Origin of the sequence: Robinsoniella sp. RHS, from assembly GCF_001029355.1 — a bacterium.
Lineage (GTDB): Bacteria > Bacillota > Clostridia > Lachnospirales > Lachnospiraceae > Robinsoniella > Robinsoniella peoriensis.
Genome location: NZ_JNGB01000015.1, coordinates 42,446 through 60,128 on the forward strand (window position 1 = coordinate 42,446; position 17,683 = coordinate 60,128).

Here is a 17,683-nt window from a genome sequence, read left to right on the forward strand (position 1 = left end):
TTTCACAGCCTCTTTTTTTCACATTCTCTTTTCATCCTTATGAAACTAGATTAGAGACCCACCTTGCCATTCGTCTGACCTGGGCTTTTTCGTCTTGACATGCCCTGCGTACAGTGGCCATATATTCTGGCTTCCAACTATTTCTCATTGCGTTCAATGCATTTGTTTTATAGCGCCAGCATTTATTCTTCGGAATATACCACAAAAGGGGATTTAACACTTCCTCCAGCCATGAATATTCAGCTTCTACGAGCTTTATAAGTGAAATCCCCGGTGCAATCATTTCCAGGCTTTTACTTTCTTTTTCTCCTGTCCATGCATGCTTGTTATAAGGACATACATCCTGACACGCATCACAGCCGTAGATCCAATCTCCCATCATTTTGTTCAGAGGCTCTTTGTCTAAATCCCAGCCACTCCATGTGGTTAGATCAGATATACAAGTATTACGGTTCATTGCATAAGGTGCACACAGAGATGCAGTTGGACAGGCTGTGGCACAAAGTGTACAGGCGTCTGAGCAAGGGCGCAGGCTGTGGGTGTTTCGATAAACCAATGGCTGGTCAATTAAAAAGGCTTCTATATGTTGCCAGGAACCTTTTTCGGTGTAAAAGAAGTTGTTCTTACGGAAGATGCCAAGTCCTGCTTCCACTGCCGCCCATCTCAGCGGAACAATTCCAAAATCACGATCAAATGCAATTTGAAAGCCCTGGCTGCATAAAAAACGCTCAAAGTCCACACTTGTCTGATACCCCTCCGTCAATGTATTTTTTCTGCTGTCCGTCAAATAATATCTGGCAATATATCCTTGCAAATTTTGCGGAATCCGGTATTTACCATAATAAAAAGAACAAACGACTACCGCTCTTGCCCAAGGAAAACTTTCTTTTGGATTCGCCAGCTGAAAAAGCTTTTGATATCTGCCCGTTGTCTCTGGAAACCTGAGAATTCGCTTTGTCAATTTCTCCGTGTATCCGCTTAATGCATCCAAAGGGATAATTCCACATTTGTCATATCCCAGATTTATAGCTTGATTTACAAGCTCTTCTGCTGTAATCATCTTCTATCCTTTCTCATTTCGTAAGCTGACACTGTCTGGAGCGGCAGTAACCTCCTCCTTGACCTTTTTATCTATCTATTTTATAATATCAGCTAGAAACAATTCAGTAAAATAGAAATAACAAAATATTAAATTCGATAATTCTGAACTATATACCCGGAGGACTTTTTATGGAACTTAAATATCTGCAAACATTACGCACCATTTTAGAAGCCGGAAGCTTTCAAAAAGCAGCCGAGCAGCTTAACTATGCCCAATCGACGGTTACTTTGCAGATACAGATTTTAGAACAAGAGTTGTCTGTCAAGTTATTTGACAAAATCGGACGCAGAATGGTTTTAACACAGGCGGGCAAGGAGTTACTTCCCTATGTGGACACTGTACTGGAAGCAGTTGAGCAGATGGAGAATTACGGAAGAAAGGATCGCGAATTAACAGGAAATCTAAATGTTGCACTTCCTGAAACTCTATTAAATTATAAAATGCAGCCTGTTATAGAGCAGTTTCGGCAGCAAGCACCTAACGTCAGACTTTCTTTGCAGCTATCGAATTGTTATTTGATTCGGGAGCAGGTATTAAGTGGCGGGGTTGATATGGGCATTCATTATGATGTAGATGGCTATGGTTCTTTTGCTGTGATAGAGCGCTTAACCTCTTATCCTCTTGTTCTTGTTGCAAGCCCCATGCTTACCGGAGATGAACTGAATTTTACAGACAGGCACCAACGCAAGAAAAGCTGTCTGCTGACCGTGGATAAAAACAGCATTTATCACAAACGTTTTGTTCACTATCTGTCTGTTATGGACATTGTTCTCAATGGTGAAATGGAGATTGGCAGCTTAGAGGCAATCAAACGGTGTATACAGAGCAATCTTGGCATTGCCTGCCTTCCCCGTTTTGCGGTTGCAACGGAATTAAAGCAGGGAATCCTGCAAGAGGTCATAACGTCCATGGAAACTCCTGAGATTACTGCTGTTTGTGCTTATCATAAGAATAAGTGGGTTACACCAGCTATGGATTTGTTGATTCGGCTGGTTAAAAAGTTTGAAAATTGATAAAAGCCCCGAGTACTGAAGGCTTGCCGATGCGTCACTGCTGTCAGTTGCGGCATCCCGGTTTACATCTCCTACTTCTGCCTGTTCCCGGCTCAGCTCTTTTAATTCTGCATTGTGCTCCAGCAGTTCTGCTGCATCCTGAGTATCAACGATGCCGTTCAGATCCACGTCACCAAGAAGGCGGGCTAATGCCCCCAAAGCACTGGCATCCTGATCCAGCACACCATACGCTCCAGCAGGCTCCAATAGAATCCTGCGTCTCTGGCAATGTGATATGAAATCCCGCTTCATCCTGGGTATATACAAGCGGTGTCTCCGTTCCACCCGCCATATATACTCCTGAAACTGTTGATTCATCTAACACATCACCCGGTGACATTATAAGCATGATGCATGGCTGACAAAATCTTCAGGTCCTCACCACGATTTGCATCTACGAAAAGTTCAGGCAAATCCAGCTTTGGACCAAGATCCACAGAATTCCAGGGTTATGTACTTTAATGATTTAGAACTTTTTTACGAGTTTAGGATTTTATTATGATACTCTGCTGGCTTTAACTAATTATCATGTATTTTGGTTGCGAACATTATTAAATTTAAAACCGCCAGCCATAGCTGACGGTAACAAAAATATATAACTGTCTATTCTCTCAAAACAGCTCCTCTAATACAAACATCCCTTCTTTTCTGTAACATTCTGATAAAAACACATCATTATGTCCGGTAGATCCCTGGTAGAGATGATAAGCCGTATCCATAAGACGCTTCATCTGTGTACCCTGCTCCAATGGTGACTGCAACTCATTAAGCCCTGGTATGAATTTTGCATATTGTGCCTTTTTTTCTTCACTGGTCAGCTCGCTGATAAACAGAATCTGAGACTCCAGAGAATCCATCGCCTGGCATTTTTCATCCCACACATCAAAAATATCAACAAGGCAGTTTGGATTTTCCGGTGTCATGTAATAAATATTATTGCATCTGCAAGGCTCCAATCCCGGCAGTTTATCAAGTGCATATGCTCTTCCGGCAAGTGCAATTCCTTCCAGCAGTACGGTCATTGCCGGCCTCCTGCCCGGATCCAGGTCACTTACGCAATGCTCCGGATCCTGAGTGATTATGATGTCAGGCCTAAAAGAACGGATCACTTTTACGATTTGCAGCTTTTCTTCCAGTGTACCACTTAATTCACCGGAATCCATACCCAGATATTCTATACTTGTATTTAAAATTTCAGAAGCCTTTTCAAGTCCTTCCCTCATCTTCTCCCCTGCGAACATAATACTTGCGTGGGAAACGCCTCCATTCTTCGCGTTTTTGCAGAGGACGCCGCCGCATTCAACCATTTCCATTCCATATACTCCTAATAATAATATCCTGTTACCCATTTATATTACCTCCATTTTTATACCCCTGCATACCGCAGACAAGTCTTCGGTATTGCACCGATAGAAAGTTTGAAACGCTTCTTGTTTTAAACTTATCCCCACCAGGGGCTTCATTTTATTTCCATTCACATGCTATAATTTTGTAAAACATAAAAAGGACTTTATAAACCATGAATACTTCTTCTGCACATTGGATATCCCTTTGGAAAGATGCGGCAAAACAATCCCTCTTTCGAAAAACCTTCACAGATGAAAGCATCTGCTGGAACGCTTCCGCCAAATATTACGACCAAACCATGGGCAGCAGTACCAGGCGTGTCACTGCCGTACTGGATCTGCTCTCTTCAAAGGGCCTCTTAAATCACGAATACAATGTTCTTGATATCGGCAGCGGCACCGGTTCCTACACGCTTCCCCTCTCCAGGTTCTGCAGCCATGTAACTGCCATGGACATCTCAGACTCCATGAACCGCATTCTTCGTCAAAAAATGCATTCTCTAGACCAGAATAATTTCGATATATTAAAGGGTGATTTCTGTTCCTATGATTTTGGTTCCCGTAAGTTTGACATCGTTCTGGCAAGCCTTGCGCCAGGACTATATCACCCGGATGCACTGCTTAAAATGATTTCTGTATGCAGCCGTTTCTGTATTTACATTGGAATTGATCCCATGCCCAATCCTGACGCCCCATCAGCGGACTCCCTTAACCACCGGCTTCTGGGTCATTCCCTTTCTCACAGTGGCAGCAATCATATCACCTATCCTCTAAACCTGCTGCGTACCATGGGATATAACCCTGAACTTACTCACGTCGTATGCTCCTGGAATCACAGAGAGCCAATTAGCGAAGCCATACTACGGCTGACCGGGTATTACATGTCTATACCAGAAGCATCAGAAACATGGCTTCCCATTATAGAATCCTATATTCATGAACATGCAGACCATGGATTTTATAATGACTCATCCAGTGTCAGGCTTGGCATTCTGTCTTTTAACTGCCAATAGCTCTCCAGGTCTGTTGCCGCAAAAAAGAGTTTTTTTGTATATGCATTTCCTGGATTCTTCCAGATAGCCTCTGTATTGCCGGACTCAATGATTTCACCGGATTTCATCACCAATATTCTGTCGCACAGATTACGGGCAAATTCAATATCATGCGTGACCAGCAAAATTGCCATTTTTCTCTCTGCTGAGACAGAATATATGGTTTCTCCCAGGCTTGCCTTTACCTGATAATCCAGCATGGATGTTGGTTCATCGAGAATCAGAACATCCGGCTGTAAAATAAGTGCCCTTGCGATACATACTCTCTGACGCTCTCCACCGCTTAATTGATGGGGATGTCTCTTTGCATAAGTTTCGTAATCCAAATGCACATCTTTCATTACTTGCCAAACTGCCGTTTTGCATTGTTCCATATTCTTTGCCAGTCCGGTAAACAGCAGGGGCTCACCAATACAGTTTTCCACAGACAGCCTTTTACAGAGTGAACTGTATGGATCCTGGGATACAAAGCCCACCCTTCCGTTTCTTCTAATAACTCCCCCTTCGGGCTTCAGGCTTTGCAGAACCAATTTTAAAAGTGTGCTCTTCCCACATCCACTGGCTCCGATAATTCCCAGCCGTTCTCCCTCAGGCAAATCGAAAGAAACGCCCCTCACCGCTTTCGTTTCCTTTTTCTTGCTTCTCTGTCTTACTTTATAAGTCTTAGAAACATCCTTCACTTCCAGTACCATGTTCAAAATTCAATCCTCCTGTCACAGAAAGCATTGGCAATCCTTGTGTCATGGCTGATAAACAGCATGGACATATTTTTTTGCATCCTCAGCTTTTTCAGCATCCATAAAATATCCGCTTCTACAAGTACATCCAGTCCTGTAGTTGCCTCATCCAGAATCAAGATCCGGGGATGTAAAAGTATGGCTAAAGCAATTGCCGCTCTCTGGCGCATACCCCCGCTCAGTTCATGGGGATAAGAATCCAGTATGTTGGGTGAAAGCCGGACAAGTTCCATTAATTCCATGCAGATATCCCTGCGCTCATTTTTTGCCTTTATCTGATTTTGAAGACACAGCATTTCATCCAAAGTTTTTCCAATTCTATACACTGGATTAAAGGATGACATGGAAGACTGGGGTACCAGCGCAATTTCTTTCCAACGGATACTATCATATTCTTTCTCCGATAAACCGATCAGTTCATTATCTCTATAACGCAGACTTCCCTGTACATAACCCCCTAAAGCCTCCATCATCCCCATAACTGCCCATACAACAGAGCTTTTACCACATCCTGACTGTCCATGCAGGCACAATGTTTCACCTTCCCCAAGCGTAAAATCAAGCCCTGCCACTGCTGGTCTGGCGTTGCTGACGTAACCAACCGTAAGGTTTTTTGCTTCTAATATTGTTTGTTCCATACTAAGCCTCCCTTCCGGGATTTACTTTTCCCTCTATACTATATCCAATCAGCATCAGGCTAAAGATCAGAGCTACAATCATGAATCCCGGTGGAAGTACAAGCCACCTCCAGCTAGCTGTCAGAAAAGCATTTTTAGCCTGTGCATAATACAGCATAGAACCCCAGCTTTTTACAACTGCAGACCCAAGTCCCAGAAAGCTTAATGATGACTCTGCCAATATGGAAGATTTGAACCGAATGATCATATGGTAAGCAATAAAGGATAAAAGTTCCGGCAAAATGTGTCTGGTCATAACATATCCATCTTTTGCCCCCATTGCCTGAATGGTCTGGATATATTCCTGCTTCTTGATCTTCAAAACCTGGGAACGCACTACCTTAGCCATTTCCGCCCAGGATGTGACTCCCAAAATGAGGGCAGTGGTAATCAATCCGCCTTTTAATAAAGCTGCAAGAAGTATCACCAGAGGCAGGTAAGGAATAGTCAGAAAAAAAGTCGTGATTTTCATCAGAATACTATCCAGCCAGCCCCCGCACCATCCTGATATAATTCCAAAAGTCAAGGCAATCACCACAGAAATTGCCATAGCCAGAAATCCAATGGCAATGGAATATCTTGCTCCATAAAGCAGCTCCGTCAATACATCCTGTCCAATATCATTTGTCCCCAGCAGATGTTCTCCATTGGGTGACTGAAAGGATTGTCCGACTATTTCATCCGGCTCATGAGGTGCCAGCACCGGAGCAAACACTGCCAGAAGCAGGAAAAATACCACAATAACTATGCCTGTTATAAATAATTTTCTATTCTTCATTTTCATTTACCATCCTGGGATCAATTCTGGAATATAAAATATCCGTCAGCAAAGAGGCTGCAATTACCATAAATGAGGAAACCAGAAAACCATACTGCATCAGCGGATAATCCCTGGACAAAACAGCATTATACAAAAGATTGCCAAGGCCCGGATATGCAAAGACACTCTCGATCACAACGGAACCGCTTAAAACGCTCCCAAGCTCCATCATAAAAACGGTAAATACAGGAATCAGTGCATTTCTCATCATATAGCAAAAACGCACTCTTTTTTTTGGAATTCCCCTTACCTTTGCCATAAATACATAATCCTGATGAATCGTCTCCAAAACGCTATATCTTGACGTGGTGAAAAAGACCGAAATGGAAACGATAGTCATTGTCGTAACCGGAAGAACCAGGTGTCCAAAAACATCTTTGGCATATGCCCACCCTTCCAGTCCGCTAAACATAGAATAGGCGCCATAGACAGGAAACCACCCAAGGCCTACACTAAAAACGGAAATGAAAATCATACCTATCCAGAAAGCAGGAAGGGAACTGCACAATATCACCAAAAGCATCAGTTTCATGTCTTTCTTCTTCTTCCTCAAAGCGGCAGATAGTGCACCTAAAAATGTTCCCAAAATAGTAGAGAGAATCAAGTTACAGCCAACCAGCAGAAGTGTCCAGGGGATTGCTGCCTTCAATAAATCAGTGATCGGTTGCTTTTTTGAAAAAGAAATCCCCCAATCCAGTGTAACAATATTCCTGATATAGGTAAAAAACTGCACTGTCAGCGGCTTATCCAAGTCATAGGCTGATAGGATCCGATCTCTTTCGCTCTGTGTCATACTGCCCACTTCTTCACCCGCCAGCTGAGCGATGGGTGACCCCGGCAGCATCCTTGGCAGAAAAAAATTCAATATGACCACTGCCGCCAGTAAAACTATGTAATGTGTTATACGATATTTCAATATTTTCTCCTGTGTGAAAAATACACAACAGCAGTCCAATGCCATTGTGTATCTTTATTTGCATTTGTTATTTTTCCTGGGGCAGGAAAGAGAATGTATTAAAAGCATAGGTTCCTTTTGCTGATACCCATCCATCATATAAGGATGTATTTACAGCACTGATTGTATCTTCAAAGAAGAGCGTTACAAAGGGAGCTTCCTCAGCCGCCAGTTTCTGCATTTCATGTGAAAGATTCAGTCTTTCATTTACATCCGCACTCTTTAGATATTGTGCCGCCAGAGTATCAAAAGCCTCACTCTTATATCCTCCCAGATTATCTCCTCCCTCTACAAAATCGCTGTAACAGGAGGTGAGAATACTGCCTGCTTTCTGAATAACAGGCGCTGACCAGCCCCACATAGCCATGTCATAATCACGGCCCTTTGATACATCGAATTCCGGCCATACCTTTTCATCCACGGTCTGAGATTCCATAGCGTTCACGGTCACTCTGACTCCAGCCTTGGCAAGCTGCGCTGCCAGAAGCTCAGCCGTTCGCATGCGAAGCGTATTACCGGACTGCACAAGCAGTTCCAGATCCATCTTCTCACCTTCTTTTGTAAGACGCATTCCATCACTGTCTTTTTCTGTATATCCCAGTTCATCCAGCATCTGTTCTGCTTTCGTAACATTGAATTCATAGTCCAGTCCTTCTGTATACTCTTTCAGACCACTCTTTATATATCCCGCTGTTCCTTTCTGCGCTCTGCCCAGACATACCTGGTCTATAATTTCGTCCAAATTTACCGCATATGTAAGTGCTTTTCTAAAATTAGCTTCGTTAAATGGCGCTCTTTCACAATTAAATAAAAGGAGGGTAGACGCATAACCTTCTGTTTCAATCAATTTAATGTTTTCTGCCGCTTCATAGGTATCAATCATTTCAGGCGTAATGCTTCCTGTATATGCCGCAATTTCACCAGAAATCAGAGACTGCTGCCTCGCAGCGCCATCTGCAATAACAGGCATCTGAATGGTCTTTACTTTTGGCGTTCCTTTAAAATAATCTTCCTGGGCTTCCAGTGTATAATACTGTTCCGGCTTATATTCAGACATTTTATAAGCACCGCTTCCCATGTTCTCCACAGTTGTGCCATCAGTTACCCCTTCATACATATGCTTGGCAACAATTCGCATATCAGCCAGCCCTGAGCGGATAAAATCAGGATTTGGATCAGATAAAGTAAATGTTATATCATTTCCATTCACTTCTATGGATTCCACCTGGGACGCAATCGTAATCCATCTTCCCAGTGTCTGCGTCAGCACATATTCAAAGGTAAACTTCACATCATCTGCTGTAACAGGTTTTCCATCATGCCACTTCTGCCCTTCCAAAAGCGTTACCTTATAGGTTTTATAATCTTCACTTACTTCGTAGGAATCATCCACCATCCAGGGTACTGCTTCATTCTCCTGATTGATTGTAAAGAGACTGTCATACATAAATCTCATGACATCAAATCCCGGTGTTCCATTAATATAAGTGAAAGGAGTAATTGTGCTCTGATCCTTTGTCATCGCCACAACCAAACTGTCTGTACCAGCACTGCTTTGTGCTGCCTCGCTTGCCGGCTGCTCACTTGCTGCTGACTCACTTGCTTCATCACTTGCTGCCTCACTTACTGACTCACTTACTGACTCATTTTCAGACTCACTTGCTGGTGCCTCACCCGTACTCTTTTCTTCGTCTTTCTGTTGCTGAGACGTAGTTTCCAGTGATGCAGTACTCTTCCCACATCCGGCTAATACCGCCATGGTCAATGCCGCACATGCCAGAATGGCTGCAATTTTTTTGCATTTCTTTTTCATCTGTAATCCTCCATTTTTATAATTCTCTCGTATGATAACATGATCTATTCTGCCCCTTCAAGCCCCCCTAGGGGTTGAAACTTTGAAAAAGTATTCCAACACAAAAATAGTTTCTCTATGCAATTTCTATGTAATAAAAAAGCACCTGGACATTTATCCAAATGCTTCATTATATTATTTAATAATTTTAGATAGTATTTTTTCATTACTAGGATTATCCACAGAACAATTTATCTTGTCTTTTTATTCATTTAAATAAAGAACAATCTGTAAGAATTTAAGATTGATTTATATTATACTATCAGGACTACCTAAACAATCTGCGTTTTGAACGTGCACGGCTGCTGCTGCTCAAAACCGATATGCGCTTAATTGATATCTGTCTTGAGAGTGGTTTTTCAGATACACATATTCAGAAATCCTGTCTGCTCCATTTTTTACAGACTTAGAAAAGGAGCTGTTTACTAATAACTTAGCACGCAGCCCCCAGCCTTCTTTTATTCTTTTGTGAGATTCAACTATACAGTTGATGTTCTATAAAGAAGTATCCTCGGTCATTATTTCTCCCGTATTCTCTGCAGACCAGTCTTCTACTGAGTCTTCTTCTGTTAGGTTCTTCTTAGTTTGGTTCTTCTCTATTGACTCCTTTTCTATTGGATCTTTCTCCGTTTGAGTATCCTCTATCAGGCTCTCTTCTGTCAGTAAACTTTCTGCCGTTATCTCTGTCTCTGTTGTTTCTAATCCGGATGTATTCGAATCATATACTTCTGGAGCAATTTCATCCAAAGCCATGTTTGTATCAGTAAATATCAGCTTGATTACTCCGAATGTTCCGCTGCCATCACGTGCTAACGCTTTAATGATCGCAGAGCCTTTCTTTAAAGGCGTTACAACACCATCTGATACTGTTGCTACAGACGTATCACTTGATGACCACTGAAGATCGGCATTTGTTAAACCGGTATTAGCAGGGATCAGACTCGTGGTCAGCATAACCTGAGTTTCCAGTGGCATTGCAGTTGCACTCATACCTTCTGGTACCGCTAAAGTAATTTTCGTTAATACCATTAGAATGTTCATTTTAACACTTACACTTTTTCCGCTGCCATCATTTGCCGTCGCCGTAATAGTCGCTGTCCCGTTGCTTCGAGCTGTCATTGATGCATAGGTGGTATTTGCCGTACCTGAGACAGTTACAACGTCCGGATTACTGCTAGACCATGTTACTCCCAGGCCCGGCATAGACGGTGTGAATTCCACCCAAATATGTTTCATTTCGCTGGGTGCATTCGACATAAGTGTATTATTGTTTCCTGCAACTCCAGGGTTTAGTACCATTTCCATATCATAGTCTGTTTTAGGATCGCCCACTGTGACTATAATACGCTGATTATATGCCATATTGTGTGCACCATTATCCTCAGCTGTTGCTATAACGTGGAAGGTATCTCCTTTTTTGGCATCCTTTGGTATTGTAAATACTGCTTTGTTCGTCTTTTTAGCATTGGACTCACTGCCATTAATAACCATCGGCGTATTCGCTGCAGAACCGGCAATTTCTTTGCCTGCTTCATAATAATGCCACCAGTTTACACTTACCCTGTCACCGTCTGGATCGGAGGTTACAGCGTTTAGTGTTACCCGCTCTCCGGGAGCTGCTGTAATATCCAGACCTTCTGCTATCGCAAGATTTGGTCTGTGGTTTGCTTTTTCATACGAGTCTGCAACGCACCAATCTGCACGTCCGGCAAAATCATTCTGAATCTGTTCCGTCCATCTGATCTGAGCATTTTCAACCTGTCCTATTGCGAGATTTGGATTGGCCCGTTCCGTTGTCACATAATCTTTTGAACTGGAATACCTTTTTGACAATGTAATTCCATTGAGTGTCGCATTCTGTTTTACATAACGTCCAGCCCATCCGCCATAATTTTCACCCTCCTGTTCTCTCAAACCATTATCCAACAAGTGGAAATAAGTCGGGGAGTCACCTTCTGATATAAAGTGGTATCTTTCTTTAGCACCGCCAAACACATTTGGATTATTCAACAGGTCTTCATTTGAACCATACTGGCTACCGTGTACCTCTCCTTCTAAACCACACCCTTATCACTTACTGTGGCTATTGCTCGATTGCTGGTGCTCCAGGTCACCTTACCTTTTCCATTGTTGGGACTTTTAACCGCCTTTAATTCTACTTTTTGACCAATCGCAAGCTGCTGCGTGGCTTTCGGTGTTATACTTATCTTTTTCACCTGTTTGCTGCTGGATGCAGCGTGTACGATACCTGTCGACATGGGTAAAAATAAATTTCCCAGTACCAAGCAAACTATTAACAATACCGTTACCATGTTTTTTGCATTTCTCTTTATCATTGACTCTCCTCCTAGTATAATCTGATTCATCAAATTATTCGGTATAATCAAATGCTGACAATTTATCTGCATTATCTTTTGTAATTGCAATACAATCTACCAATTGCTTCTCATCCAACCCTGTCGTTCCGTTTTTCAGATAAGCATCGGCCTGCTCTGCTGCCATTCTTGCAATTTTCGCTGCCTGCTGTAATGCTGTTGCGGTTGCTTTTCCCTCTTTGATCAGATCTCTTGCATTGTCAGAACCGTCTACGCCGATTACCGGAACATTCAGACCTGCTGCATCTAATGCTGCCACTGCGCCTTCCAGCATAGTATCATTTCCACAGATAACGCCGGCAATATCCGGATTAGACTGCAGGATGGTTTCCATTTTTTCAAATGCTTCTGTCTGTTCCCAGTTTGCTGACTGCTGTGCTACCATTTCCATATCCGGATACTGGTCAATTACTTCATGAAATGCATTGGAGCGAACCGCTGCATTGGTATCAGATTCCTTGCCTAAAAGCTCTACGTACTTTCCTTCTTCGTTCATTGCCTCTACGAATACTTCCGCTACTGCTTTGGCACCCTGATAATTATTAGCAACGATCTGGGAAATTGCCACACCTTCTTCATTGATTTCACGGTCGATCAAAAATGTGGGGATATTTGCATCTTTTGCTTTTTTCACTGCTTCGATCGTTGCATCTGCACCTGCATTGTCACAAATGATTGCTGCAGCCTTATCTGCAATTGCGGATTCAAAATGCTCCATCTGTTTCGTTGCATCATCATCATGTGACAAAGTCTTCACTTCGTATCCAAGTTCTTTTGCCTTTGCTTCTGCAGCAGTAGCTTCCGTACCGAAGAATGGATTGGAATGGGAAGGTGTAATGATATAAACTATGTTGGAACCGCCTCCTGTTAATGCTGTTGCATCGGCACTTTTTTCTGTCTGTGTTTCAGGTGCCTGGGTTTCCGCTGCTTTTGTTTCCGCCTGGGTTTCTGCCTTTGTCTCAGCCTGTGTCTCTGCCTTTACAGCAGCTTCTGTTGCTTCCTTTGCTTCAGTTGCAGCCGGCGTTTCTGCCGCCTGAGTTTCTTTGGTACCTCCTCCACATCCGGTGGCAATAGCCATTACCATGGCCGTACATACAATCACACTTACTACCTTTTTCTTCATCAATTTCCTCCCGTTTAGTAATTATTTTAATAATTAAATGTAAATTATTTACATCAAATTTACCAAATTAATGAAGAAAAAAATATAACGATTCTGAACACTTTCCGTATTATTCTGACTTTTTGAATGCAATATGAGTCTGGGATGAAGTCTAGCAAGATAGAATTATTACTAATCTTATTTATTAATTTTTATTCAAGTAAACCTTTATATTCTTTTTTCAATATCTTAACTATCTCTTTTTTTAAATTATTTTTTATAAATTGTTCATATACCATTATATAAACCTTCCTAATGGTCTGACATACTATCCTCTATTCTAAGTCTGTTCTTATTTATAACTTGTTAATTACTTGACTAAATATAATTTCACAGTTATCTACCTGCTTTTCACTACATTTAGTTAACAGCTGTCACGCCGATTAATATAAAGCTCAGGCTGACGTCATACAAAAATATTAAGGATAAAAGATCGAAAAAGATTGAGTATAGATAATATAAACAAGTTTTATAGAACTATAGCAATAACTGCATAACTGCTTTTTTATTGCATAAGAAAAAGAGCACTACGACAGTGCTCCAGCCTTTAAGAATACTATATCATATGCTATCCCATATCCCTCCACCATTTCTCCTGATTGTTTTGTATCTGGTAAAAGTTTACGGTTTCTCCAATCCTCAGCCATTCGCTTTGCTCCGGTAAAACCTACCGGTGAAGAATACTCACTACGTACAGGATCAATAAATACAGTCATCCCGTGAATCTGAAGCAGTGATGTGGAATGTCCAAACCACGTAACTGTTAAATCAGATATTTCTGCTTTCGGCAGCTATGTGATCTTATTTACCGGTATTTCTCCTTCAGGCGTCAGCTCTGTATTCTTATTGCTTTTATTATTATCCGTTTCTACATTCAGTTCAAACCTTTCCGGAGTATGAAAAACGCCATCATAATATGCCTCTGTCCGTTTCTCATATTCTTCTCGCTGTTCTTTCGACGGATTCTTCCCCAAAGGAAGCCAGAAAAGCAGAAACAATCCTGCATCCAGTGCTAATAGAATGAGAATCATTAACAAGGCAATCACTACTCTTTTTACTATTTTCTTTTTCACAAAATTCCTCCTGATTTGATCAAGTACAGATATTACGATTCATTACACAAAGTATTTTACCCGCCTGTGGGCCTTTATATTTAACACCGATCACATACCAACCTCTCGTAAGCTGCCACGCTGTCCTTCAGACGTCTCATGCCATCTTCCACTTGCTGTTTTGGGCTAGCCAGATTCATATGCAGGAATCCCTTTCCATTCCGGTATTCATTTCCATCTGAAAGGTATAAACCGCTGTGACTGCGGATAAAACGGCAAAGTTCCGATGAGTCTCCAAGTACAGAGTTGCAGACAATCTTGGAAAGCTATTGCCTGATCTTGGTTCCCAGGATTCCGTAACAGTTTTTTACTGCCAGAGTACGAAAGGAATCCAATCCCTGATTGCAAAGTGCGATGCATTGCAGGATAACCTGCTGCTTGCCATCTGTCTGAAAAAGTGTACGATATATCCCGCCAGGGATCTGGAAAAAATCAGGCTGGTTCCCAATGTATCAGAAGGAATCTCTTTGATCACAGGACTTGCGGAATCATATTGTGACAAAGATGAAATACGCTATAACCGTTATGTAGAAAAATTGCAGAACAATGAGCCTTTAAACCGAATATTTAACATATTTTCAGAACCCATTCTGGAATATACGTACCAGACATTGGGACTGCCCTCTTCAAATACAGATCCATATGATATTTTCTGTGAAAAGCTGAAGAACCAGGCTCATGCCATGTACCGCCAGAATCCGGTTACTTCAACAAATCTGTCTGACAGGATCAAGGAATACATACAGCTTAATTATGCCAACGATGTGAGCATTATCTCCCTGGCGGATACCTTTAATATCACGCCAACCTATTTGAGCAAAGAATTTCACGAAAAAACCGGTGTGAAACTGATCGATTATGTCAGTGATGTAAGGATACTGAATGCCAAACGTATTATGTGCGAAAATCCGGATATTCTGATCAAAGATGTTACCTTATAGCGTAATATCCACCTGTACCTTCTCTGCTGTATTTTCCAGAAATAAAACTCTGCGGAAACACGAAATAAAATGTGTACCCGCAGAGTTTTTTCTTTCGGTTTAATATACATTTTCTGACTAATATCAGGAATTTCTACTTGCATGAGGCTCCAGCCTGTACATCATATAGAGATATGTTCTCAATAGTTCCATCGTCTTCTAAGATGTACGAGATCATAAACCAGTCATTGGCTTTTTCCACACTCAAAGGATCTACCGAAATATCCCCGTCAAAGGCAATTAATCGTCCATTTCCTTTCGAAGCTACGTTTTTCAGCTTTCCTTCTACATCGCTCCATTTGTCACCCACGTGAATACCCTGATAAGTACTATACTGTTGCATGTCTATGATAAAGAGTACAGCTCTCTCCTCTCCCCCATCTTCTCGGTATAATACGTTGATGTCATCGTTATATTTCAAATAGTTGTACATTCCCGTCAGCACAAGCTTACTATTCGTTCCCACAATCTCTTCTACAGTCTCTTTCGTATCCCCGTAGTAAAACACATCATCATCTGTTGTTGTCACTGCGCGTGGATTTAGTAGCACATCCTTTGACATCGTCTTGTGCCCGCAGCCACAAAGTAGTAAAAGCATGAAAATACATGTTACGAATAATTTTTTCATTAAATGCTCTCCCTTTTTAATATTTTAATCATTTCGTTCTTCAATTTATTCGCGTCTTACTTATTTGAAAGCCTTGGTTTCTTTATATAATTTCTTTCTGCTACATTTTCAAGTTTCTTTCCTAATTGCAATTCTTGAATTACATCGACTTTGGCATGAAACCAGTTCAGCAAATTTTCCATTCTTTTGCTTTCCATGTTATCTTTTTCTAAAAGATCTATAATCAACCGGTCAGATGGAACCTTCGACAAATCAACTGCCCTGAAATCCCTTATATACTTTAGAAGCTCTGGTTCACTTTTTTTAAAGGAAGTCACCGGAACTGAAAACAGACTTGATTTTATTTTTTCTTTTTCGGGCAGAAAACGACGATTCCACAACATACTGTTGCCACTGTCAAAAATTGGTGCCATTTCTATATACTTTAAGGTATTTACATCACGAAGAACACCAAAGTTATTAAAATGCCGGTCTGTGTTCGTTATCATGAAATCAGTCAGTATTTGATATTCCAGGAAGTTACGAACATAATCCATATCAAGTCCATTTATACCACATATGGCTATAAAAGATTCATACTCCGAAAGGTCATTTCTTTTCTTAACGCTTGAAACCACATCATATGCCGGTATAAACTCAACATTTTTATTGGCAAAATTTCTGCACACGCAGCCAAGTGCCTGTTCTTCGTCTAATTCTATTTGAATAAGATCATATGTTGTATAGGACATTTTATTCTGTTTTTCATGAATCCTTGTTGCTATTACTTCATTGATGCTCTGCTGGAAAGACAAGCCATAATTTCCTTTTATCAAATATCTGTCCCCGTCATCACCAATTACCCATTTTTTCTTCAACTCCCCTTGCAACGATGCTCCCGGAACAAATGACGAACCATTATAATCAAATTGGCTGGAAGGGCGAAACTGTATCTCGCCTATGGTATCCCGGAAATCATTCTCATATGGATTTATCTGTTCCCATGATAAACTATAATCGACAGGACATATCCAGTAATGGTCTGACAAACTGATTCCAAGATTTTGAAGCAGTAAACTTTGTGTATTGATTGTACCTGATTCTTCCAGTACTTTTTTGATATTTCCACGAAGCTGTGGTACCGCCCTGCGTATCCACCAACGCCTTAATTCCTCTGTTGAAAGATTGCCCCCTGGTGGCAGCAACTCTCCATTTTCTATTTTAACCTTACGGATAGAACCATCCAATAAATCCATATGCAAAGATGCAACTATTTCATTTTCATGTTTAAGTAAAAATAAATTGTTTTCTGACATTTACTTCCCTTTCTAAAACACACATTTCCTGTAAACTATATTTTCTCTAATACTCTTTTATTGTACTATGTTTTGCATTTTGTGTATAGATATTATAATCAAAAGTATGTCAGCTCTTTCTGTGCATCCTTCATTTGACAACTATTAGTGCATGTAAATAGGTAAAACACCCTGTAAATAGCATACTTTTTCTTCAATATTGACGTTTCCAGCGAAAAGCACAATCATAGTTATGAAGATACGTTTCAAACATAAATTCAAACTGCTTAGAATTCTCTTCATCAGAACATCATTTTTTCATGCAACAGGATCAAACTTTGTAGGATTCAACTTTATATCACCCCTCTTTATTATATCAAAAGCTAAGGGATTATTCATTAAAGAAATGTGCGTTGTAGTAGTTTTAAAATTCATTCCTGCCATCTGCACGCCCCACTTTGCGGCATATTTGCCCCGAATTCAGGTTGCATAGCCCGCTACGCGACTTCATCCGGGACAAATCTACCACAAACTGTGACGCACATCTGTCAGAAAGCAA

17 protein-coding genes and 1 pseudogene are annotated in these 17,683 nt (G+C 41.2%); 4 read left to right on the forward strand and 14 right to left on the reverse strand.

From position 1 onward, the window contains the following. Positions 1-37: 37 nt before the first annotated feature. Entirely contained in the window at positions 38-1,060 is a 1,023-nt protein-coding gene (locus RHS_RS07790; RefSeq protein ID WP_047832846.1) for an epoxyqueuosine reductase, read from the reverse strand. 170 nt (positions 1,061-1,230) lie between these two features. On the opposite strand from RHS_RS07790, the gene RHS_RS07795 reads away from it, so the two are divergent. Continuing rightward, positions 1,231-2,115, forward strand: a complete 885-nt coding sequence (locus tag RHS_RS07795) for a LysR family transcriptional regulator (RefSeq protein WP_047832847.1) — start codon at positions 1,231-1,233, stop codon at positions 2,113-2,115. Between the two features lie 650 nt (positions 2,116-2,765). Here RHS_RS07795 and RHS_RS07800 read toward each other — a convergent pair. Then, on the reverse strand, positions 2,766-3,503 hold the full coding sequence (locus RHS_RS07800; RefSeq protein ID WP_047832848.1) for a PIG-L deacetylase family protein: 738 nt from the start codon (positions 3,501-3,503) through the stop codon (positions 2,766-2,768). A 170-nt stretch (positions 3,504-3,673) separates the two neighbouring features. Between RHS_RS07800 and RHS_RS07805 the strand changes: the two genes are divergently transcribed. Next, positions 3,674-4,513 (forward strand): methyltransferase domain-containing protein, encoded by an 840-nt coding sequence (locus tag RHS_RS07805; RefSeq protein ID WP_047832849.1) that lies wholly within the window; start codon positions 3,674-3,676, stop codon positions 4,511-4,513. On the opposite strand, the gene RHS_RS07810 is transcribed toward RHS_RS07805, so the two are convergent. The 9 genes from RHS_RS07810 to RHS_RS07850 form a co-directional block, all read right to left on the reverse strand. Then, a complete protein-coding gene (locus RHS_RS07810; RefSeq protein ID WP_047832923.1) occupies positions 4,459-5,244 on the reverse strand; it encodes an ABC transporter ATP-binding protein in 786 nt (261 codons plus the stop codon). The two genes, RHS_RS07805 and RHS_RS07810, sit on opposite strands and share 55 nt — an antisense overlap. A 2-nt stretch (positions 5,245-5,246) precedes the next feature. Beyond that, positions 5,247-5,927 carry an ABC transporter ATP-binding protein gene (locus tag RHS_RS07815; RefSeq protein WP_047832850.1) on the reverse strand — a complete coding sequence of 227 codons (681 nt, stop codon included), beginning with the start codon at positions 5,925-5,927 and terminating at the stop codon, positions 5,247-5,249. A gap of 1 nt (position 5,928) precedes the next feature. Beyond that, positions 5,929-6,744 (reverse strand): ABC transporter permease subunit, encoded by an 816-nt coding sequence (locus RHS_RS07820; protein ID WP_047832924.1) that lies wholly within the window; start codon positions 6,742-6,744, stop codon positions 5,929-5,931. Continuing rightward, a complete protein-coding gene (locus RHS_RS07825; RefSeq protein ID WP_047832925.1) occupies positions 6,734-7,702 on the reverse strand; it encodes an ABC transporter permease subunit in 969 nt (322 codons plus the stop codon). Before RHS_RS07825 ends, RHS_RS07820 begins: the two co-directional genes overlap by 11 nt. Positions 7,703-7,769: 67 nt before the next feature. Continuing rightward, positions 7,770-9,554 carry an ABC transporter substrate-binding protein gene (locus tag RHS_RS07830; RefSeq protein WP_395021751.1) on the reverse strand — a complete coding sequence of 595 codons (1,785 nt, stop codon included), beginning with the start codon at positions 9,552-9,554 and terminating at the stop codon, positions 7,770-7,772. 534 nt (positions 9,555-10,088) lie between these two features. Continuing rightward, positions 10,089-11,603 carry an Ig-like domain-containing protein gene (locus tag RHS_RS30545; RefSeq protein WP_395021754.1) on the reverse strand — a complete coding sequence of 505 codons (1,515 nt, stop codon included), beginning with the start codon at positions 11,601-11,603 and terminating at the stop codon, positions 10,089-10,091. 44 nt (positions 11,604-11,647) lie between these two features. Beyond that, complete coding sequence (locus tag RHS_RS07840; protein ID WP_047832851.1) at positions 11,648-11,929, reverse strand: Ig-like domain-containing protein; 282 nt, start codon at positions 11,927-11,929, stop codon at positions 11,648-11,650. Positions 11,930-11,963: 34 nt separating this feature from the next. Then, complete coding sequence (locus RHS_RS07845; RefSeq protein ID WP_047832852.1) at positions 11,964-13,091, reverse strand: D-ribose ABC transporter substrate-binding protein; 1,128 nt, start codon at positions 13,089-13,091, stop codon at positions 11,964-11,966. A gap of 830 nt (positions 13,092-13,921) precedes the next feature. After that, positions 13,922-14,203, reverse strand: coding sequence for a hypothetical protein (locus RHS_RS07850; protein ID WP_047832853.1), 282 nt, complete (start codon positions 14,201-14,203; stop codon positions 13,922-13,924). 308 nt (positions 14,204-14,511) lie between these two features. On the opposite strand from RHS_RS07850, the gene RHS_RS07855 reads away from it, so the two are divergent. Beyond that, the gene (locus RHS_RS07855) at positions 14,512-15,183 is read left to right on the forward strand and encodes a hypothetical protein (RefSeq protein ID WP_047832854.1); all 672 of its coding nucleotides are present in this window, start codon (positions 14,512-14,514) and stop codon (positions 15,181-15,183) included. A 133-nt stretch (positions 15,184-15,316) separates the two neighbouring features. Here the strand turns inward: RHS_RS07855 and RHS_RS07860 are convergent, their stop codons facing one another. The 3 genes from RHS_RS07860 to RHS_RS30550 form a co-directional block, all read right to left on the reverse strand. Beyond that, positions 15,317-15,784 (reverse strand): hypothetical protein, encoded by a 468-nt coding sequence (locus RHS_RS07860; RefSeq protein WP_395021758.1) that lies wholly within the window; start codon positions 15,782-15,784, stop codon positions 15,317-15,319. A gap of 122 nt (positions 15,785-15,906) precedes the next feature. Then, positions 15,907-17,145, reverse strand: coding sequence for a hypothetical protein (locus RHS_RS07865; RefSeq protein WP_047832856.1), 1,239 nt, complete (start codon positions 17,143-17,145; stop codon positions 15,907-15,909). Between the two features lie 297 nt (positions 17,146-17,442). Continuing rightward, positions 17,443-17,574, reverse strand: coding sequence for a hypothetical protein (locus RHS_RS30550; protein ID WP_395021760.1), 132 nt, complete (start codon positions 17,572-17,574; stop codon positions 17,443-17,445). Here RHS_RS30550 and RHS_RS30555 point away from each other — a divergent pair. Then, positions 17,533-17,648, forward strand: a pseudogene (locus RHS_RS30555) (DUF6783 domain-containing protein); the annotation flags it as partial. The gene RHS_RS30550 and the pseudogene RHS_RS30555 overlap by 42 nt on opposite strands. Positions 17,649-17,683 lie beyond the last annotated feature (35 nt).